This window comes from Bifidobacterium stellenboschense, assembly GCF_000741785.1.
GTDB classification, from domain to species: domain Bacteria; phylum Actinomycetota; class Actinomycetes; order Actinomycetales; family Bifidobacteriaceae; genus Bifidobacterium; species Bifidobacterium stellenboschense.
In genome coordinates this window covers 43999-63574 of record NZ_JGZP01000001.1, presented here as the reverse complement: position 1 = coordinate 63574, position 19576 = coordinate 43999, and the positions used below count along the sequence as shown (strand labels likewise).

18 protein-coding genes are annotated in these 19576 nt (G+C 64.8%); 10 read left to right on the top strand and 8 right to left on the bottom strand.

All coding sequences use genetic code 11. The features are described from left to right. The first annotated feature begins 69 nt into the window (after positions 1-69). On the top strand, positions 70-1224 hold the full coding sequence (locus tag BSTEL_RS00250) for an NAD(P)/FAD-dependent oxidoreductase (RefSeq protein WP_034525674.1): 1155 nt from the start codon (positions 70-72) through the stop codon (positions 1222-1224). A gap of 325 nt (positions 1225-1549) precedes the next feature. Continuing rightward, entirely contained in the window at positions 1550-1924 is a 375-nt protein-coding gene (locus BSTEL_RS00245) for an endonuclease domain-containing protein (RefSeq protein ID WP_034525666.1), read from the top strand. A gap of 295 nt (positions 1925-2219) precedes the next feature. Here the strand turns inward: BSTEL_RS00245 and BSTEL_RS00240 are convergent, their stop codons facing one another. The 8 genes from BSTEL_RS00240 to rpmH all read right to left on the bottom strand — a co-directional run bounded on the left by BSTEL_RS00240 (position 2220) and on the right by rpmH (position 7960). Continuing rightward, positions 2220-3506, bottom strand: coding sequence for a ParB/RepB/Spo0J family partition protein (locus BSTEL_RS00240; RefSeq protein ID WP_034525664.1), 1287 nt, complete (start codon positions 3504-3506; stop codon positions 2220-2222). A gap of 1 nt (position 3507) precedes the next feature. After that, positions 3508-4452, bottom strand: a complete 945-nt coding sequence (locus BSTEL_RS00235) for a ParA family protein (RefSeq protein ID WP_034525779.1) — start codon at positions 4450-4452, stop codon at positions 3508-3510. 259 nt (positions 4453-4711) lie between these two features. Then, positions 4712-5380, bottom strand: a complete 669-nt coding sequence (gene rsmG, locus BSTEL_RS00230) for a 16S rRNA (guanine(527)-N(7))-methyltransferase RsmG (RefSeq protein WP_034525662.1) — start codon at positions 5378-5380, stop codon at positions 4712-4714. A gap of 49 nt (positions 5381-5429) precedes the next feature. Further along, entirely contained in the window at positions 5430-5945 is a 516-nt protein-coding gene (locus BSTEL_RS00225) for a Jag family protein (protein ID WP_034525659.1), read from the bottom strand. Positions 5946-6078: 133 nt separating this feature from the next. Next, a complete protein-coding gene (yidC, locus tag BSTEL_RS00220; RefSeq protein WP_034525657.1) occupies positions 6079-7098 on the bottom strand; it encodes a membrane protein insertase YidC in 1020 nt (339 codons plus the stop codon). Beyond that, positions 7095-7394, bottom strand: coding sequence for a membrane protein insertion efficiency factor YidD (gene yidD, locus BSTEL_RS00215; RefSeq protein ID WP_034525776.1), 300 nt, complete (start codon positions 7392-7394; stop codon positions 7095-7097). Before yidD ends, yidC begins: the two co-directional genes overlap by 4 nt. A gap of 25 nt (positions 7395-7419) precedes the next feature. Then, on the bottom strand, positions 7420-7785 hold the full coding sequence (gene rnpA, locus BSTEL_RS00210; RefSeq protein WP_034525654.1) for a ribonuclease P protein component: 366 nt from the start codon (positions 7783-7785) through the stop codon (positions 7420-7422). 40 nt (positions 7786-7825) lie between these two features. Further along, the gene (rpmH, locus tag BSTEL_RS00205) at positions 7826-7960 is read right to left on the bottom strand and encodes a 50S ribosomal protein L34 (RefSeq protein WP_034525651.1); all 135 of its coding nucleotides are present in this window, start codon (positions 7958-7960) and stop codon (positions 7826-7828) included. 314 nt (positions 7961-8274) lie between these two features. Here rpmH and dnaA point away from each other — a divergent pair, with 314 nt between their 5' ends. The 8 genes from dnaA to BSTEL_RS00170 all read left to right on the top strand — a co-directional run bounded on the left by dnaA (position 8275) and on the right by BSTEL_RS00170 (position 19550). Continuing rightward, on the top strand, positions 8275-9846 hold the full coding sequence (dnaA, locus tag BSTEL_RS00200) for a chromosomal replication initiator protein DnaA (protein ID WP_034525649.1): 1572 nt from the start codon (positions 8275-8277) through the stop codon (positions 9844-9846). 322 nt (positions 9847-10168) lie between these two features. Further along, the gene (locus BSTEL_RS11980) at positions 10169-10435 is read left to right on the top strand and encodes a hypothetical protein (protein WP_156963093.1); all 267 of its coding nucleotides are present in this window, start codon (positions 10169-10171) and stop codon (positions 10433-10435) included. A gap of 117 nt (positions 10436-10552) precedes the next feature. Beyond that, the gene (gene dnaN, locus BSTEL_RS00195) at positions 10553-11677 is read left to right on the top strand and encodes a DNA polymerase III subunit beta (protein WP_034525646.1); all 1125 of its coding nucleotides are present in this window, start codon (positions 10553-10555) and stop codon (positions 11675-11677) included. Positions 11678-11958: 281 nt separating this feature from the next. Next, positions 11959-13227, top strand: coding sequence for a DNA replication/repair protein RecF (gene recF / locus BSTEL_RS00190; RefSeq protein ID WP_034525643.1), 1269 nt, complete (start codon positions 11959-11961; stop codon positions 13225-13227). Continuing rightward, positions 13224-13694 carry a DciA family protein gene (locus BSTEL_RS00185; RefSeq protein ID WP_034525641.1) on the top strand — a complete coding sequence of 157 codons (471 nt, stop codon included), beginning with the start codon at positions 13224-13226 and terminating at the stop codon, positions 13692-13694. The genes recF and BSTEL_RS00185 overlap by 4 nt, the downstream gene beginning before the upstream one ends. Positions 13695-13956: 262 nt before the next feature. Next, on the top strand, positions 13957-16059 hold the full coding sequence (gene gyrB, locus BSTEL_RS00180) for a DNA topoisomerase (ATP-hydrolyzing) subunit B (protein WP_420796381.1): 2103 nt from the start codon (positions 13957-13959) through the stop codon (positions 16057-16059). A gap of 114 nt (positions 16060-16173) precedes the next feature. After that, entirely contained in the window at positions 16174-18879 is a 2706-nt protein-coding gene (gene gyrA / locus BSTEL_RS00175; protein ID WP_034525639.1) for a DNA gyrase subunit A, read from the top strand. Between the two features lie 56 nt (positions 18880-18935). After that, a complete protein-coding gene (locus tag BSTEL_RS00170; protein WP_034525637.1) occupies positions 18936-19550 on the top strand; it encodes a DUF3566 domain-containing protein in 615 nt (204 codons plus the stop codon). Positions 19551-19576: the final 26 nt, after the last annotated feature.

The window sequence follows — 19576 nt, the reverse complement described above, 5'->3', positions numbered from 1 at the left end:
GGTATCGCCGAAAGCTGACCCCGTGGAAACCTGTACCACGGAGAGAACCCCCTTGCTAGGCTGTCGGTTATGACTGTGCATAACGTGATCATCATCGGTTCGGGACCTGCCGGCTACACGGCGGCCATCTATCTGGGGCGCGCCGGACTGCATCCGGCGCTCGTCACCGGCGCGCTCACCCCTGGCGGCCAGCTCGTCAACACCACCGAAGTGGAGAATTTCCCCGGCTTCCCGGACGGCATCCTCGGCCCGGATCTGATGGACGCGATGCGCGCGCAGGCGGAACGGTTCGGCACCGAGTTCATCCACGAGGACGTCACGTCGATCGAAGTGGTCGACGGCGGCGATGGCGGCTCGGCCGACGGCACCGCCACGGGCGGCATCAAGCGTGTGACGTTGGAGTCCGATGACGTGCTGGACGCGCGTGCGGTGATCGTCGCCACCGGCTCCTCCTACCGCAAGTTGGGCGTGCCCGGCGAGGAGGAGTATTCCGGCCGCGGCGTCTCCTACTGCGCGACTTGTGATGGATTCTTCTTCAAAGACAAGCCGATCGTCGTGGTCGGCGGCGGCGATTCCGCATTCGAGGAGGCGCTGTATCTGACGCGCTTCGGCTCGTCGGTCACACTGATCCACCGTCGTGACTCGTTCCGCGCCTCCGCGATCATGGTGGAACGCGCCCGCGCGAACGACAAACTCACGCTCCTCACCGACACCATCGTCACCGCCATCCACGGCGGGAATGCAGGAACTGGTGATGCCGTCGCCGCGGGTTCCGTCGCCACGAGTGCCGGTTCCCCCAGCGCGAACGCCGTCCCCTCTGCGACGTCATCCCTTCCTGCCTCGCTTACCCTCAACCCGATCGGCGGCATCACTCTGAACACCGGCAAACCGGCGGACATCACACTGGGCGGTGTGACGCTGCCCGCGGCCGGCAGCGTCACGTCCATCGACATCCGCAACACCGTGACCGGCGAGACCGGCACGTTGGATACGGCGGCCGTGTTCGTCGCGATCGGGCACTCCCCCGCGACCGCGTTCACCGGCGACGTGGTGCGGAAGGATGACGACGGCTACATTCTCGTGGACGGCGCGAGCACGCGCACGTCCACTCCCGGCATCTTCGCCGCCGGCGACTGCGTCGACCGCACCTACCGTCAGGCCATCAGCGCCGCCGGCATGGGCTGCCGAGCCGCCCTCGACGCCCAGGCATACCTCACCAATTGAGAACGAACGGAGACTCGCCCATTACCGCAGTCGGCTTCGCCGACAGCTCCCACACGTCCGTGGGGAAGCAAGAACGGAATGCGCCTTACAGCGCGCACAATCACCGTTGCTTCCTTGAAGGGAAGCTGACCGAAACGGATACAACAGACCTTGCTCCCCCTTTCAGGGGGAGCTGTCCTTGGATTTCGGCTTGCCCGGCGAGTCCGCCATCTTGCTCCCCCTTTCAGGGGGAGCTGGCGCGCGAAGCGCGACTGAGGGGGCTATATGACTACGCTATAAGAAACACCTGCCGCATGCCATTCGCACGAGCCTACGCTCGGGAATCATGAAGCACTATGTCAAATCCAATATCGCGAACGCTCGTGGCATGCGCAGCCACATGACACCTTGGGAACTTAAATTATGGAACGGATTTCTCCGCCGACAATCCGTTCGTTTCCGTAGACAGGCACCGTTGCTTGGATTCATCGCCGACTTCTACTGCGCCAAGGCAAAGCTCATCATTGAAATCGACGGCGGCGGACACTTCGATGCTGTACAGCACCGCTATGACGAAAACCGCACCAGAGTATTCGAACAAGCCGGCATAGAGGTACTGAGATTCACCAATCTCGATGTGGATACGAATTTCGACGGCGTATGCGAGCGAATCGAGTCAAGGCTGTTGGAACGGATGGAGCAGGTATGGGATAAGCGATGATGGACGGAGCTGCTTTCAGCTTGCCCCCTCAGTCAGCCTTCGGCTGCCAGCTCCCCTGAAAGGGGAGCATACAATATAAACATATCCGGCCTGCCGAAAACCGTACAACCCCCTGGGGGAAACCCGCTGAGGGAAATCATTTTTGTCCCATTCCCCCTTCAGGGGGAGCTGGCGCGCGAAGCGTGACTGAGGGGGTTGCTGCCTGTACCCCCTCAGTCCGGCGAAGCCGGACAGCTCCCCCCCCTGAAAGGGGGAGCAAAACAGCACTTCCATGCACGGAGTGCATGTCCGTGAGCTAGCGCCAGTCGTCTTTGTTGCCGGCTTCGGGCATGAGGAGACCGAGGATGCGGTCCATGTCTTCGGGGGACGAGAAGACGATCTCGATGCGGCCGTGCTTCGGCGTGCCCTTGATCGAGACCTTGGTGTCGAAACGATCTTCCAGATTGCTTTTGATCGGAGAGCTGGCCCACGGATCGTTCTTGCGTGCCTTCGGCTTCTTCGGCTCGTCGCCGGCGAGGTTCGCCATCGCGACGATCTCCTCGGTGCTGCGCACGGACAGGCCTTCCGCGATGATGCGGACGGCGAGCTTGTCCATCGCCTCGGGGTCGTTGAGACCGAGCAGGGCACGCGCGTGGCCGGCGGTGAGGATGCCGGCGGCGACCTTCTTCTGCACGCCGGCCGGCAGGTTGAGCAGTCGGAGCGTGTTGGCGATCTGCGGGCGCGACTTGGAGACCGACTTGGAGAGCTGCGCCTGCGTCAGACCGAACTCGTCGATCATCTGCTGGTAGGCGGCGGCCTCTTCGAGCGGGTTCAGGGCGACGCGATGCAGGTTCTCCAGCAGGGCGTCGCGCAGCATGTCGTCGTCGGCGGTCGTCTTGACGATGGAGGGGATCGTCTCCAGTCCGGCGAGCTGCGAGGCGCGCCAACGGCGTTCGCCCATGATGAGCTCGTACGGGCTGTCCATGCGCCCGTCGAACTGGTTGGCGGGCTCGCGGCCTTCCTGCGCCTTGCGCGCCGCCTCGATCTGGGCGGCGGGACGCTTCCGCACGACGATCGGTTGGAGGACGCCGACCTCCTTGATGGAGGCGGACAGCTCGTTGAGATCGTCCTCATCGAAGACGGTACGCGGCTGGTGCGTGTTCGGTCCGATGTCGGACAGCTTAAGCTCGGCCAGATAGCCGCCCTCGACCGGCTTCAGCTCCGGCTTCTCCTCCGTGCCGTCCTTCTCGGTTTCACGTGAAACAACTTGTTCGGTGGACTTCTCCAGCACCGAATGACGGGAGTTGTCCGCAGGCTGGATCGGCTGCTCCACGACGGCACTGGTGACGGTGTCCTTGAAGAACATGTCGCTCGGATGGGCGATGTCGCTCAACGCGGGCATCGCCGCACGCTGCTGCTTCTTCGATTTGGAGGCGGGCTTGGGTTCGCTCTTCGGTGTTTCACGTGGAACATCGACGGGCTTCACCTCCAGCTTCCTGCGCTGAGGAATGGCGTGCTTGGGCTTCTCCTCCGGGGACTCCTCCCCCGGCAGTTCGGGGAACAGTGCGCCGAGGCCCTTGCCGAGACGGGACTTCGATGACATGTCAGGCCTCCTTCATTCTGGTCGCGATGGCTTCCAATACGTTTTCGGAACGGCGGGTGATCTCCAGCGCGGCCTCGCCGTAGGAGATGGCGCCCATGCCGTGCGGGTCGTAGACGATGACGCTCTTGCTGAAGCTCGGCGCCTCGGAGATCTTCACCGTACGGGGAATCGTCGTGTCGAGCACGATGGACGGATAGTGCTTCTTCACCTCGTTGTAGACCTCGCGGCTCAGCAGCGTGCGGCGATCGAACATCGTGATGAGCATCGTGGACACGGTCAGGCTCGGGTTGAAGTGGTCCTGGACCAGACCGATGGTGTTGATGAGCTGACCGAGGCCTTCGAGCGCGTAGTACTCCGCCTGGATCGGGATGAGCATCTCGTGCACGGCGCACATCGCGTTGATGACGAGCAGGCCGAGGCTCGGCGGGCAGTCGATGAACACGTAATCGTAGTGGTCCTCGGACTCCCCGAGGAACTTGTCGACCGCCTCCTTGAGCAGGGAGTTACGGTTCGGCAGATCGGCGACCTCGAGCTCGGCGCCGGACAGGTCGATGGAGGCGGGTACCACGTCGAGGTTCTTGAAGTCGGGGCATGGCTGCTTGACCTCGGCCAAGGTGAGTCGCCCTTCGAGCACGTCGTAGACGGACGGCTCCCCCGAGGCGTGGCTAACGCCGAGCGCGGTGGAGGCGTTGCCCTGCGGATCCATGTCGATGACCAGCACGCGCATGCCGTGCTCGGCCAGCGCGGCGGCCAGGTTCACCGTCGACGTGGTCTTGCCGACACCGCCCTTCTGGTTCGCGACGGCGATCAGACGCGTCTTGGACGGCTTCGGGAACTCCTGCTGCTGCAGTTTGGCGAAACGGTTGGATTCCAGCGCGATCTCCGCACCGACCGGCGACTCCCCCTCGGCGAAGATGCGCTTGATGGTCTGCTCGGCGGATTCCATCGGCTTGTGATTATCGGCCATGACCTCTCCTTGACAACACAACATGCTGGAATCCACCCCGTTCGGAGATGGATTCCAGCACTGCCCACTTATCCACAAAAATGTGGATAAGTGTGGATAACTCGATTCTCTGGCTGTGGACGGACTGTTTTCGTTGGTTTCAAATCCTTAATATATCAACGTTCATCGGCACAGCCACCGTTCGGTTGATAATGTGGATAACTTTATTCGACCTGTGGAAATGTGGAAAACCGCACCCCTATCGCTTGTCGACCAGCACGACGTGCGTCGGTTCCAGACCGGGTCCGACCTGGGCCTCAACGACCCGCGGATTCACCCCGCGGCATTTGCCGATCTCCTTGGCAGCCTTGTCGATCTCCGCCTGGGCGGAACGCCCCTTGAGCGCGACGAGACGGCCATGCGGTTTCAGCAGCGGCAGCGTCCACCCGGCGAGCTTGGTCATCGGGGCGACGGCACGGCAGGTCACCACGGCGTACGGATGCAGATCGCGGTCATGACGCATGGCGTCGATGACCTCCTCCGAACGTGCGCGGAACACGCTCACGTTCTTGAGTCCCATCGCGTCGCGACATTCCTTGAGCCATTCGACACGACGCTCCATCGGCTCGATCAGCGTGAACTCGTGATCCGGCAGGCAGGCCGCGGCCACCAGACCGGGGAATCCTCCGCCGCTGCCGACATCGGCCACGGTCTTGAACCGCTCGCCTGCGGTCGCCTCGCGCACGAACGGCACGATCGCCGCCGAATTGAGGATATGCCGCTCCCAGATGATGTCGATGTCGCGCGGGCCGATAAGCCCGCGCGGCTCCCCCTCCTCGGCGAGTTTCACGTGAAACACGCGCAACGGCTCGAAGGCGTCGCCAAGCACGTCCCGCAGCATCGGCGAACCGTCCAGCTGGTCGGCCATACCTCTCCCCTCTTCTCTCTGGATTCCTGCGATCGATGCGGACCGAACGTCACTCCTCGTCGGAGTCGTCCGCGTTGGCGCGCAGGTAGATGGTGACGTAACGGTGCGGCTCCTCGCCGTGCGAGCGGGACTTCAGTCCCTCCTCACGCACGACGTCGTGGACGACCTTGCGTTCGAACGAGTTCATCGGCTTGAGGTCGACCGGTTCGCCGGTCTCCTTGACCTCGTCGACGGCGTCGAGCGCGATGTCGTGCAGACGCTGGCGCTTGCGCTTGAGGAACCCATCGACATCGACGATGAGGCGGGAACGTTCGCCGGTCTTCTGCTGCACGGCGAGACGGGTGAGCTGCTGCAGTGCGTCGACCACTTCCCCGTTGCGGCCGATGAGATGCTTAATGTCGGTGTCGTCGTCCGCGACGATCTGGACCATCGGGCGGCCGTTGCGCACACCCATCTCGATGTCGCCCTCGTAGTCGGCGATGTCGAGCAGTCCTTCGAGGTAGTCGGCCGCGATGTCAGCTTCGTCGTTGAGCTGATCCACCGTCTTGTCGTCATTCTGGGCCATGCGGTCCTCCTTCGATCATGAGTCTATGGGAACAGTCTAAACCAGCCATCCGCTCAAGCCGCGCAGGCGAGCCGGGATAGCTCGGCCCGGTGTTTCACCGTTTCACGTGAAACACCGGGCCTTACTTACTCGATCATTTCTTCTTGTTCTTGTTTTTGTTCTTGCGCTGCGGCTGCTGACGCTGGTAGCCCTGCGTCTCCTTCTGCTGCGCTTCGACCTTGGCCTTCTCCAGCGCCTCATCCTCGAGGGACGGCTGGCCGGCCTTGGCGCGACGGGCGTTCTCCTTCTCGTGGTCGCGAATCTCCTTGGCGTCGGCCGCGGGCGATCCGGGCGTCGGGAAGACGCGCATCTGCCAGAAGGTGCGCAGAAGGTTGCACACGTTGTTCGTCAGCCAGTAGACCAGCACGGCGAACGGCATCGTGATGCCGGAGAAGATATACATGATCGGGAAGATCCACAGCATGGTCTTCTGCATCGTGGCGGCCTGGCCCTGCATGGTGGCCGGGTTCATGTTCTTCTTCATGTTGATCCACTGCATGAAGAACATGCAGCCGCACATGAGCGCCACGAACACCACGATGATGATCTTGGCCGTCAGATCGCCGTTGCCGAACGTGCTGGTGGTGTTCACCAAGCCGAGCACCTTGGATTCGGAGAACTGCTTCGCGGTCTCCACGTCGAAGGCGCCGAGCGTCGCACGTTTGCCGCGGGCGATGTACGGGATGGCGGACAGCACGTAGAACATGCACATGAAGACCGGGCCCTGGATGAGCATCGGCAGACACGAGCCGGCGGGGTTCGCGTCGTTGTCCTGATAGAGCTTCATCATCTCGCGGCTCAAGGCCTCTTTGCTGGCCTGATCCGTCTTGCCCTTGTACTTGTTCTGGATCTTCTGCATCTTCGGCTGCAGCGCCTGCATCTTGCGCATCGACAGCATCTGCTTGTAGAAGATCGGGAGGATGCACGCGTGCACGACGAGCACGAGCACGATGATGGACAGCACCCACGAGACGCCGACCGGGTTCATGCCGAGTATGACGAAGAAGTCATGCACGACCTTCATGATCTGCGTCATCAGCCATTCGACCGGGGTCAGGATCTTGTACAGCCAACCCCAGAAGCCGCTGTCCAGCAGGAATTGATTTTGGTTCATGGTAAGGGATTCCCCCATTCGTCAGTCGGCAACGGCGTCAGTCGAGGCTCCTCATGGGCTTTCGACCATCGGAACCGGTAGAAGACGGAGAAGCGTCGGGGCACGTCGTCGATGCCGCCGCGGCTCCATGGCCGGCACCGCAGCAGACGCAGCACGGCGAGCAGTCCGCCGCGCAGGGCGCCGAACCGCGCCACCGCCTGGATGGCATAGTTCGAGCAGCTCGGGTAGTAACGGCAGCATGGCACCGCCCGATGCGCGGAGAACGTGCGCTGGTACCAGCGCACCCCGCGAACCATCATGCCGGCCATGCCGTTCATCGCGTCACCGTTCCCGGTCGATGCGCGCGGCAATCTTCGCGAACGCCGACGCGACCTGGCCGTCCAACGACGCGAATGGCGCCGAAGCCGCACTCGGCTTGGCGCGCATCACGATGTCGCATCCTTCGGGCAACCGGTCCTCATACGCACGCGCGAGCACACGGAAACGACGTTTGACCGTATTGCGCGTGACGGCATTCCCGACCGATTTTGATACGGCGAGACCCATGCGCCGTGCTTCCGGTGCCACCGAGGGCCGCGTATGCGAATCGTCGCGCACCAGATAGTGCACGACGATGTCGTTGCGCGAGACCTTGTGGCGACGCTTCAGCACGGCGACGAATTCGCTGTGGCTTTTCAGCCGTTCCACGACCGTCTTGGAAAAGTCTTCAGTCGCCGACCGTCTGGAATCAGGCGGCCAGGGTCTTGCGGCCCTTGGCGCGACGACGGTTGATCAGGGCGCGGCCGGAACGGGTGCGCATGCGCTGACGGAAGCCGTGCTTCATGTGACGACGGCGGTTGTTGGGCTGGAAGGTCCTCTTCATAGTTGTGCTCCTAAGTCTTTCGGCCACGCTTGCGCGCGGCTCCCACGTGAGTCAAGCTATACCAAACTACCCTCACCCCTCCCCCAACGTCAACACAGGTGCATTTCATTCACAATTCACCGTGCCGACACGACACGCCCGACACGCCGAAAGCGCCGTATGAAGCCGATTACAGGCGGCGAGTTATCCACAAATTACAGGAATGTTATTCACAATCCAATGATTGCAACACGCAAGCCTGTGGATAACTTCCAAGCTATGAGTAACAATGGTGTGCGCACTTTATTCGTTCGAGCAGTGGAAGGAGGACCGGCATGGCCGACGAACCCCGCGATCCCGTCGCCGAGGCGAACCATATCTGGTCCGACACGCTGACGCTGCTCAAGCATAATTCCTCGCTCTCCCCCCGCGACAAGGGATGGCTGGAGGGCGTGTACCCGGAGGGCGTGTTCGGCACGACCATCGTGCTGTGCGTCGAGAACGCCGGAACCCGCCAGGCGTTGGAGAACGAGCTGCGCCAGCCGCTGCTCGAGGCGATGAACATGGTCACCGGCGAGGACATGACGCCGGCGTTCAAGATCGCGCCGCGCCAACCCGCTCCGGCGAAGCCGAAGCCGACGCCCTCCCGACGGGCCACCGCCCCGAAGCGCGCTTCGGGCATCGACGCGGACAATCCGCCGTCGATCGCCGACCTCGGCAAGGAGCCGTACGGCTCGCGCGGACCGGTGCCGAACGTGCCGTCGTCGATGCCCGCCACGATCCCGACCCCGGTCGACATGGCGACCGCCGCCGGGTACCCGATGAGCCGCAACAAGGTGGCCCGCGATCCGGAGACGCATCTCAACAAGAACGCGACGTTCGACACGTTCGTGCCCGGCGATTCCAACCGTTTCGCCCGCACCGTCGCCCTCGCCGTGGCCGAGGGATCGGGCCGCGACTTCAACCCGCTGTGTATCTACGGCGGCTCCGGCCTGGGCAAGACCCACCTGCTCAATGCGATCGGCAACTACGCGCTCGTCAAGGATCCGAGCCTCAAGGTGCGGTACGTGAATTCCGAGGAGTTCACGAACGAGTTCATCGAGGCGCTGCAGAACACGACCCAGAACCAGGGCCAGATCGCCGAATTCAACCGACGATACCGCGAGGTCGACGTCCTGCTCATCGACGACATCCAGTTCCTGGGCGGCAAGGAGGCCACCCTGGAGCAGTTCTTCCACACGTTCAACGCGCTGCATCAGGCGAACAAGCGCATCGTCATCGCCTCCGACGTCGCGCCGAAGAACCTCAAGGGCTTCGAGGCGCGACTCATCTCCCGCTTCGATTCGGGCCTGACCGTCGACGTGAAGCCGCCGGACCTCGAGACCCGCATCGCGATCCTGCGCATGATGGCGTCGATGAACCACAGCAACATCCCCAACGATGTGCTCGACCTCATCGCCGAACGCTTCACCGAGAACATCCGCGAACTGGAGGGCGCGCTGACGCGCGTCACCGCCGTCGCGTCCCTGAGCAACCAGCCGGTCACGCGCACGATGGCCGAGCAGACGCTGCAGGACTTCTTCACCACCGACGTGGAGGTGAAGCCCACCGACATCATCGGGCAGGTGGCGAAGTACTTCCACCTCACGTTCGAGGACATCGTCGGCAAGTCGCGCATGAAGAACATCGCGATCGCGCGGCAGGTCGCCATGTACCTCACGCGAGAGATGACCAGTCTGAGCCTCGTCGACATCGGCAAGGTGTTCGGCGGCAAGGACCACACGACGGTGATGCACGCGTGCGACCGCATCTCCAACGGCATGCAGGACCGTCAGGAGATCTACAACTACGTGATGGAGCTGACCGTCAGGCTCAAGCAGGGCAACACCGACTTCAAGCAGAAGTAGGCCGTTTCCGGGCTCCCCTTGTCAAGGGGAGCTGGCGCGCGGATCGCGACTGAGGGGTAGTCGCGCATACGATGAGGCGGGGGTCATCGACGACCTTGGCCGTCTCGATCGCGCGTGGCGAACGAATCCGCGCTCTTTCGAAACCCGCTCGAAAATCACCCCGAAAACGTTCGCCAGAATCGATTCTCCCAGCCGAAATCGCCCCGCGACACTCCGTAAATCGAGAAAAAGTGGGGTAAAGTTATCCACATACTTATTCACAAATGTGGGTAACCTCAGTGGAAAACCGGTGGATGACTGCCCATTTCGCTGTGGATAACACGTGGATGAAACCGCATCGAATGTGGAAAACTCAAAAGCGACCAAAAGCCTGTGGATAACTCGCGGATTTATCCACATTATCTCGATGAGTTATCCACATTTTTCCACGTCCGCCGAAACGAACGACCGCAAGCCCTCAGCGGGGGTTATCCACACTATCCACAAGCCTTATTACGACTACTACTTACGTGTTCTCTTATCTCACCATCATCCTGAACGTCACCTTCCGCGCGAGCGAAGCGAGCGCGCGACCCATCGCCTAGAATGATTTCCAGCTCACGAAAACGCGAAAAACGTTCGCCACAACGCATCGTGCGGGATCCGACGAGAGAATCCGTCCGAGAGAAGCACGCGTGGCGAACGAAAACGAACGAAAGCAGGCACCATGAAGGTCGAAATCAACTCCTCCGCGCTGGCGGACGCCGTCGCGTGGACCACCAGGGTCATCGACGCCCGCCCGTCGAACCCGATCCTCGCCGGCATCAAGCTCGAAGCGGTCGACGGCACGCTGCAGCTGTCGGCGTTCAACTACGAGATCTCGGCGCGCCACCACATCGAGGCCGGCGTCGACGAGGCCGGTTCGGTGCTCGTGCTCGGCAAGCTGCTCGCCGACATCACCAAGTCGCTGCCCGGCGAGAAGACCTACCTCGCCACCGACGGCTCGACGATGACGATCACCTCCGGCAAGTCGACCTTCACGCTGCAGCTCATGCCCGAGGCCGAATACCCGGATTTGCCCGGAATTCCGGGCAAACTCGGCCAGGTCGACGCGCCGACCTTCGTGCAGGCGGTCACCCAGGCGTGCGTCGCGGTCTCCCGCGAGGAGAACCGCCCGGTGCTCACCGGCGTGCGCATGCAGTTCGACGGCGACAAGGTGATCATGACCTCGACCGACCGTTTCCGCCTGTCGCGTGCCAGCTTCACCTGGACCCCGAACGACATGGACGTGAACACGACGACGCTGGTCCGCGGTTCGCTGCTGCGCGACATCGCCCGTTCGCTCGACGAGCACCAGAACGTCGTCGTCGATTTCGACGTGGACTCCCCCTCGCTGCTCGGTTTCGAGAACGCCGGCCGCACCTCCACCTCGCAGCTCATCGACGGCGAGTTCCCGGCGGTCGATCGTCTGTTCGCCGACGACTACCCGATCCAGGCGGTGGTCGACCGTTCGAAGCTGATCGACGCGATCAAGCGAGTCGCGCTGGTCGCCGAGCGCAACGCCCCGATCCGCATGGTGTTCTCCGGCCAGGAGGTCACGCTGTCCGCCGGCGCGATCGACGAGGCGCAGGCCACTGAGGTGCTCGACATCGACATGGACGGCGACGACATCACCGTCGCGTTCAACCCGGCCTACCTGATCGAGGGTCTGAGCGCGATCACCGAGCCGTTCATCCGCATGAAGATGACGACCGCGGTCAAGCCGGTCGAGTTCAACGGCCAGCAGGAGGCCGACTCCGACGAGTCGATGGACTACCGCTACCTGCTCGTCCCGATGCGCTTCAACAGCTGAGCGGGCTGACCCGAAACGATTCGCACCGCCGCCGAATCTGCGATACCGCTACCGATATTGCAGATTCGACCGCCGCAACGAATATCATCTTCGATACCACGGCCGGAGCCCTGCGCTCCGGCCTTCCCCGTCCCGAAGAACCCGCACGAACCGCACAGAACCGAACATCCCGGCGCGTGCCCCACTTCGCCCCACTCCCCCGCCCCGCCAATTGCCAGCCGCTCCCCGCGCAATCACCCGCCAAACCACCGCCCATTCATCCATCGAAAGGCCGCAATCCCATGTACGTCTCCCGCCTCGCGCTCGACCACTACCGCTCCTGGGGGCAGCTGGTGGTCGACTTCGCGCCCGGCGTCAACGTGCTCCACGGCGCGAATGGTCTGGGCAAGACGAACATCGTCGAGGCGGTCGAGGTGCTGTCCACCGGAACCAGCCACCGCACGTCGTCGTCGCTGCCGCTCGTCGAGCGCGGCGCGACGAAGGCCACGATCCGCGCGAACGTGACGGACGGCGACGGTCGCGCGGCGGACGGCGCGGCTGCGGCCGACGCCGGCACCGCCGCCGCGACGCCCGCGCGCACCGTCACCTACGAGGCGACGATCGCGGCGCGCGGCGCGAACCGCGCACGCGTCGACGCCGGTCCCTCCCGCTACCTGCGCGACATCGTCGGCGAGGTGCCGTCCGTCGCGTTCACGCCGGACGACCAGCGTCTCGTCGCCGGCGATCCGGCCACGCGCCGCAACTTCCTCGACCAGGCGGGCGCGCTGCTCGTCCCGCGGTACGCGGAACGCCAGCAGCGCTTCACGCGCATCGCCCGGCAGCGCGCGACGCTCCTCAAGCAGCTGCAGAGCCGCGAGGGCGCGTTCGACGCTACCCTGAGCGGCTTGGAGATCTGGACCGGCCAGTTCATCGACGCGGGACTCGAGTTGACGCGCGTGCGTGCGCACATCGTCGACCGTCTCGCCGGCCCGTTCGCCGCGATCTACGCGCGGCTCGCGTCCGGCAACGGCGAGGCGGGTCTCGCCTACGCGCCGTCGTTCGCCGAGGCGACGGCCGTTCCGGCCGGCCCCGACGGCGACGCCGCGTTCGACCCGCGTCCCGCCATCGCCGCCCACTTCCAGCGCCTGTACGCGGGCGAGGTGGCGCGCGGCGTGAACCTCATCGGGCCGCAGCGCGACGACCTCGCCGTCACGCTCGACGGCGTCCCGGCGCGCGAGTTCGCGTCGAACGGCGAGATGTGGACGATGGCGTTGGCGCTCAAGATGGCGTTGTTCGAGGCGGTCGCCGAGGATCGCGGCGTCAGGCCCGTCGTCATCCTCGATGATGTGTTCGCGCAGCTCGACGAGTCGCGGCGCGAACAGATCCTCGATTTCGCGATGCATCAGGACCAGGTGCTCATCACCGTCGCCGCGGCCGGCGACATCCCCGCGATGCCGCCGAGCGCGGCCGGACGCACGGTGAACGTCATCGACGTCGGCGAGCTGCGGCGCGCGGCGGAGGCCGGCGGCGACGCGGATGCCGCCGCACCGGAAGCGGCGGCGACGCGATGAAGCCGCCGATCGCCGTGACGCTGAAACTCGACCCGCGCGAACTGCCGGCGCAGGTGTTCGAGCGCTACGCGGCGCGCGAATCGTCGCGCAAGGCGCGCGCCGCACGCGCCGAGGCCGCGTGGGAGAGCTTCGGCAAGCCCGGGCGCGACCCGGCGCGGCTCGGCGGCGTCGCGAACCTGATCGCGCGCAACGGCGACTGGATTCCGCATTTGAAGCTCTCCGAACTCAACAACCACTGGGACCGCGTCGTCGGACCCGCCATCGCGCAGCACTCGCACGTGATCGCCCTGCGCGACGGGGTGCTCACGATCGGCACCGAATCGCAGGTGTGGGCGACGCAGCTCACCTACCTGATCCCGCAGCTGGAAAGCACGATCCGGCGCAATCTGGAGGGATTGACGGTCGAACGGATCCGCGTGGTCGGCCCGGCCGCCGGATACACGCGCAAGTGGGCGCGGCGGCGGTAGGCAAATCTCGGCCCCCTCTGACGAGGGGGGGCTCCCGCGAAGCGGGTGGGGGAGAGACCGGACAGGAAGGGACTTCGTCTCCGATATGCCCCTAAACGCGTTTCTACGGGGTGCTATGGCGTTCGTCGGCAAAAACGAGTAGAATTACCCGCAGTATGGCCGAAACGCTCCATGACCCCGTAACGGGCGATTTTGGGGCATAGGCCCGCGAAACAACCCTTCGCGTGAAGAACATGCAGGGAACATGTAGGAAGGAAGCCCTGTGGCGGATTCGTTGGACAATGCCGAGAGCAAGGAAGAACAGCTCAAGGCCGCGGACGAACACATCAACACCACCGAACTGCAGGAAGGCGAGCTCGACGAGTCGATGACCCCCGAGCATTACGACGCCTCCGACCTGAAGGTGCTCGAAGGCCTGGAGGCGGTGCGCATCCGCCCGGGCATGTACATCGGCTCGACCGGTCCGCGCGGCCTGCACCACCTCGTGTACGAGATCGTCGACAACTCCGTCGACGAGGCGCTCGCCGGCTACGCGAGCCACATCGAGGTGTCGATCCTGCCGGACAACGGCATCCGCGTCGTCGATGACGGCCGCGGCATCCCGGTCGACATCGTGCCCGGCGAGGGCGTCTCCGGCGTCGAGACCGTCATGACCAAGCTGCACGCCGGCGGCAAGTTCGGCGGCGGCGGCTACGCGGTCTCCGGCGGCCTGCACGGCGTCGGCATCTCCGTCGTCAACGCGCTCTCCACGCGCGTGGACGTCGAGGTGCGCCGTCAGGGCTTCCACTGGACGCAGACGTACATCAACCAGCACCCGACCGACCGCCTCGCCAAGGGCGAGCCGATGGCCGAGGGCGAGTCCACCGGCACGTCCGTCACGTTCTGGGCGGACCCGGCGATCTTCGAGACCACCGTCTACGACTTCGAGACGCTGCGCTCCCGCTTCCAGCAGATGGCGTTCCTCAACAAGGGCCTCAAGATCTCGCTGACCGACCTGCGTCAGGTCGACCAGGCGGGCGACGAGGTGGCCGGCGACGGCGACAACGTGGCCGAGGAGCTGCACCAGAGCGTCACCTACCAGTACGCGAACGGCATCAAGGACTACGTCGACTACCTCGTCAAGTCCCGCAAGGCGACGCCCGTCGAGGACGAGGTCATCAACTTCGACGCCGAGGACCTCAAGCTCGGCATCTCCGCCGAGATCGCGATGCAGTGGACCACCGCCTACTCCGAGGCCGTGCACACGTTCGCCAACACGATCTCCACCACCGAGGGCGGCACGCACGAGGAGGGCTTCCGCGCGGCGCTCACCTCGCTCGTCAACCGCTACGCGCGCGAGAAGAACATCCTCAAGGACAAGGACGAGAACCTGTCCGGCGACGACGTGCGCGAAGGCCTGACGGCCGTGGTGTCCGTCAAGCTCACCACCCCGCAGTTCGAAGGCCAGACGAAGACCAAGCTCGGCAACTCCGAGGCGAAGACCTTCGTGCAGCGCGTCATGACCGACAAGCTCGGCGACTGGTTCGACGCGCATCCGGGCGAGGCGAAGAACATCATCCAGAAGGCCATCGAGGCGTCCCGCGCACGTCTGGCCGCGAAGAAGGCGCGCGAGAACACGCGCCGCAAGTCGATCTTCGAGTCGGCCGGCATGCCGGACAAGCTCAAGGACTGCCAGTCCTCGAACCCGGAGGAGTGCGAGCTGTTCATCGTGGAGGGCGACTCCGCAGGCGGCTCCGCGATTCAGGGGCGCAACCCGATCACGCAGGCCATCCTGCCGCTGCGAGGCAAGATCCTCAACACCGAGCGCGCCAGCCTCGACCGCATGATGAAGTCCGACACCATCGAATCGCTGATCACCGCGGTCGGCGGCGGCTACGGCGAGGACTTCGACCTGTCGAAGGTGCGCTACCACAAGGTCATCATCATGGCCGATGCCGATGTGGACGGCGCGCACATCGCCACGCTGAACCTCACCCTGTTCTTCCGCTACATGCGCCCGATGATCACCGCCGGATACGTGTACGTGGCCATGCCGCCGCTGTACCGCCTCAAGTGGACCAAGGGCCCGCACGACTTCGTGTACACCGACTCCGAGCGCGACCGCGTGCTCGCCGAAGGCAAGGCGAAGGGACGCCAGCTGCCGAAGGGCGAAGGCATCCAGCGCTACAAGGGTCTGGGCGAGATGAGCTACCAGGAGCTGTGGGAGACGACCATGGACCCGGAGCACCGCGTGCTCAAGCAGGTGCAGATCGAGGACGCCGCCGCGGCCGACGAGACGTTCTCGATGCTCATGGGCGACGAGGTCGAACCCCGCCGCCTCTTCATCCAGCGCAACGCCCGCAACGCCGCCTGGATCGACGCGTAAGGGTGGTCGCCCGGCGGTTTCCCGGAAGCCGCCGGGCGACCACTCCACCCGCTTCACGGGAGCCCCCGCCGGCGGGGGCGGCATAACGAACTTGAACGATAGAAGGAACGACAAGTGGCAGATGAGAACAACAACGGCGACGGCCAGCTTGACGGCCAGGCCGACGGTCAGATCGACGGCCAGCCGACCGGCGACGGCTCGATGGAGCCGTTGAGCCCGCAGGAGGCCGACAACACCGACTACGGCCTGATGACCGGCGAACGCATCCAGCGCAAGGACCTGCAGGTCGAGATGCGCGAGTCCTACCTCGCATACGCGATGAGCGTCATCGTGGACCGCGCCCTGCCGGACGTGCGCGACGGCCTCAAGCCCGTGCACCGCCGCGTGATCTACGCGATGTACGACGGCGGCTACCGCCCCGACCGCGGCTACAACAAGTGCTCCCGCGTCGTCGGCGACGTGATGGGCAAGTACCACCCGCACGGCGACTCCGCGATCTACAACACCCTCGTGCGTATGGCCCAGTCGTGGTCGATGCGCTACATGCTCGTCGACGGCCAGGGCAACTTCGGCTCCCCCGGCGACGACCCGGCCGCCGCCATGCGTTACACCGAGTGCCGCATGGCCCCGCTCTCGATGGAGATGGTGCGCGACATCGACAAGGAGACCGTCGACTTCGTGCCCAACTACGACGGCAAGACGCAGGAGCCGACCGTGCTGCCCGCGCGCTTCCCGAACCTGCTGTGCAACGGCTCGTCCGGCATCGCCGTCGGCATGGCGACGAACATCCCGCCGCACAACATGCGCGAGGTGGCGGACGGCGTGCACTGGGCGCTCGACCATCCGGACGCGAGCCGCGAGGAGCTGCTCGACGCGCTCATCGCCCGCATCAAGGGCCCCGACTTCCCCACCGGTGCCACGATCCTCGGCCACAAGGGCATCGAGCAGGCGTACCGCACCGGCCGCGGCCTCATCACGATGCGCGCCGTCGTGAACACCGAGGAGATCAAGGGCCGCATGTGCCTGGTCGTCACCGAGCTGCCGTACCAGGTGAACCCGGACCGTCTCGTCGTTTCCATCCGCGAGGCCGTGCGCGACGGCAAGATCCAGGGCATCGCCGACATGCGCGACGAGACGTCCGGCCGCACCGGCCAGCGCCTCGTGCTCGTGCTCAAGCGCGACGCCGTGCCGAAGGTCGTCCTCAACAACCTGTACAAGCACTCCCAGCTGCAGCAGACGTTCGGCGCGAACATGCTCGCGCTCGTCGACGGCGTGCCGCGCACCCTCTCCCTCGACGCGTTCGTGCGTCACTGGGTCGCCCACCAGCTCGACGTGATCGCCCGCCGCACCGCGTACCTCAAGCGCGAGGCCGAGGAGCGCGACCACATCCTGCAGGGCTATCTCAAGGCCCTCGACATGATCGACGAGGTCGTGGCCCTGATCCGCCGCTCCCCCGACGCCGACGCCGCGCGCACCGGCCTGATGGAGCTGCTCGACGTGGACCAGGTGCAGGCCGACGCGATCCTCGCGATGCAGCTGCGCCGTCTCGCCGCCCTCGAACGGCAGAAGATCCTCGACGAGCACAACGAGCTCATGAGGAAGATCGCCGACTATGCGGACATCCTCGCCAAGCCGGAACGCCAGCGCAAGATCGTCGGCGACGAGCTCGACGAGATCGTCGCCAAGTACGGCGACGACCGCCGCACGCGCATCCTGCCGTTCTCCGGCGACATGACCGAGGAGGACCTGATCCCCGAGGAGAACGTGGTCGTCACCGTCACGCACTCCGGCTTCGTCAAGCGCACCAAGGCCGACGAATACCGCGCGCAGCACCGCGGCGGCAAGGGCATCAAGGGCGCCAAGCTGCGCGAGGACGACGTGGTGGACCACTTCTTCCTCACCTCGACGCACAACTGGCTGCTGTTCTTCACGAACAAGGGCCGTGTGTACCGCCTCAAGGCGTACGAGCTGCCCGAAGGCTCGCGCGACTCGAAGGGCCAGCACGTGGCGAACCTGCTGCAGTTCGGCCCTGACGAGAGCATCCAGGCCGTGCTGTCCATCCCGAACTACGAGGTCGCCAAGTACCTGGTGCTCGCGACGCGTTCCGGCAAGGTGAAGAAGACCGCGCTGTCCGAATACGATTCGCCGCGTCAGGGCGGACTCATCGCCGTGCGCCTCATGGCCGACGAGAACGGCGAGGCGGCCGACGAGCTGATCGGCGCCGCGCTGTGCAACGCCGAGGACGACATCATCCTCGTCTCCAAGCTCGGCATGAGCCTCAAGTTCGCCGCCGACGACGGCCAGCTGCGCCCGATGGGCCGCCAGACCGCCGGTGTGCAGGGCATGAAGTTCCGCGACGGCGACGAGCTGCTCGCCATGGACGTGGTGCCCTCCGAGACCGACAAGGACCTGCTCGTCGTCACGAACGAGGGCTTCGCCAAGCGTTCCGCGATCTCCGAGTACCGTCTCCAGGGCCGCAACGGCCTCGGCATCAAGGCCGTCCAGCTGGCCGAGGGCCGCGGCTCGCTGGTCGGTGCGGTCGTCGTCTCCGAGGACGACCAGGTGCTCGCCATCATGAAGTCCGGCAAGGTGATCCGCTCCGCCGTGGCCGAGGTCAAGCGCACCGGCCGCAACACGCAGGGCGTCACCCTCGCCAAGCCCGACAAGGGCGACGAGATCATCTCCATCGCGCGCAACGAGGAGAAGGACGACGAGGACCAGCCGGAGACCGTCGCGGATGCGACGGGTGCCGTCGCCGAAGCCCCCGCCGTGGCTGAGACCGGCGCGGAGACTGTGAACAACGAACCGGAGCAGGCGTAATCGTCTGCGAAGATTGCTAGTCTCTCTAGAGATTCAGCGAATCGTGAAGGAGCAACATGAGCGACAACCAAGAAGAGCTGCACGAGGAGCCCGTGCCGGAAGTGAAGCTGCCTGAGCGGCCCGAAGGCGAGGCCGCCCCGGCCGAAGCCCCCGCCGTCGCCCCGGCGGACGGGCATGCGCCGCGCGTGGCCCGTTCCGTGTCCAACAAGCCGCTGATCGACGAATCCCAGGCCCGCGAGCACGCCGAATCCAAGGCGAAGGCGTCCGGCGGCATCAAGGTCCGTCCGGCCGTGCGCCGCGGCACGCCGCGCGCCCGTCGTATGAACCTGTCTCTCACGCGTCTCAACGTGTGGAGCGTGGCGAAGGTGTCGTTCATGATGTCCATCGCCGGAGCGCTCATCCAGATCGTCGCCGCGGCCCTTGTCTGGCTGCTGCTCAACGCGGTCGGCGTGTTCGACCAGATCACGCAGATCGTCGCCTCCACCGGCCTCAACGCGGACGGCTTCAACCTGGCGCAGGTGTTCTCCCTGCCCACCGTGCTGTCCGCCGTGACGATCTTCTCCATCGTCGAGATCGTGCTGCTCACGATCCTCGCCGTGGTGGTCGCCGCGATCTACAACGTCGTCAGCTCGCTCGTCGGCGGCGTTCATGTGACGCTCGGCGACGACTGATCGCCATCGAGCGCATCGTGCAAGGC

Excerpts from the sequence above, each read along its gene's own strand:
- BSTEL_RS00250 (WP_034525674.1), top strand. The coding sequence starts at position 70 with ATGACTGTGCATAACGTGATCATCATCGGTTCGGGACCTGCCGGCTAC.
- BSTEL_RS00245 (WP_034525666.1), top strand. The coding sequence starts at position 1,550 with ATGAAGCACTATGTCAAATCCAATATCGCGAACGCTCGTGGCATGCGC.
- BSTEL_RS00240 (WP_034525664.1), bottom strand. The coding sequence starts at position 3,506 with ATGTCATCGAAGTCCCGTCTCGGCAAGGGCCTCGGCGCACTGTTCCCC.
- BSTEL_RS00235 (WP_034525779.1), bottom strand. The coding sequence starts at position 4,452 with ATGGAATCCGCCGAGCAGACCATCAAGCGCATCTTCGCCGAGGGGGAG.
- rsmG (WP_034525662.1), bottom strand. The coding sequence starts at position 5,380 with ATGGCCGACCAGCTGGACGGTTCGCCGATGCTGCGGGACGTGCTTGGC.
- BSTEL_RS00225 (WP_034525659.1), bottom strand. The coding sequence starts at position 5,945 with ATGGCCCAGAATGACGACAAGACGGTGGATCAGCTCAACGACGAAGCT.
- yidC (WP_034525657.1), bottom strand. The coding sequence starts at position 7,098 with ATGAACCAAAATCAATTCCTGCTGGACAGCGGCTTCTGGGGTTGGCTG.
- yidD (WP_034525776.1), bottom strand. The coding sequence starts at position 7,394 with ATGGTTCGCGGGGTGCGCTGGTACCAGCGCACGTTCTCCGCGCATCGG.
- rpmH (WP_034525651.1), bottom strand. The coding sequence starts at position 7,960 with ATGAAGAGGACCTTCCAGCCCAACAACCGCCGTCGTCACATGAAGCAC.
- dnaA (WP_034525649.1), top strand. The coding sequence starts at position 8,275 with ATGGCCGACGAACCCCGCGATCCCGTCGCCGAGGCGAACCATATCTGG.
- dnaN (WP_034525646.1), top strand. The coding sequence starts at position 10,553 with ATGAAGGTCGAAATCAACTCCTCCGCGCTGGCGGACGCCGTCGCGTGG.
- recF (WP_034525643.1), top strand. The coding sequence starts at position 11,959 with ATGTACGTCTCCCGCCTCGCGCTCGACCACTACCGCTCCTGGGGGCAG.
- BSTEL_RS00185 (WP_034525641.1), top strand. The coding sequence starts at position 13,224 with ATGAAGCCGCCGATCGCCGTGACGCTGAAACTCGACCCGCGCGAACTG.
- BSTEL_RS00170 (WP_034525637.1), top strand. The coding sequence starts at position 18,936 with ATGAGCGACAACCAAGAAGAGCTGCACGAGGAGCCCGTGCCGGAAGTG.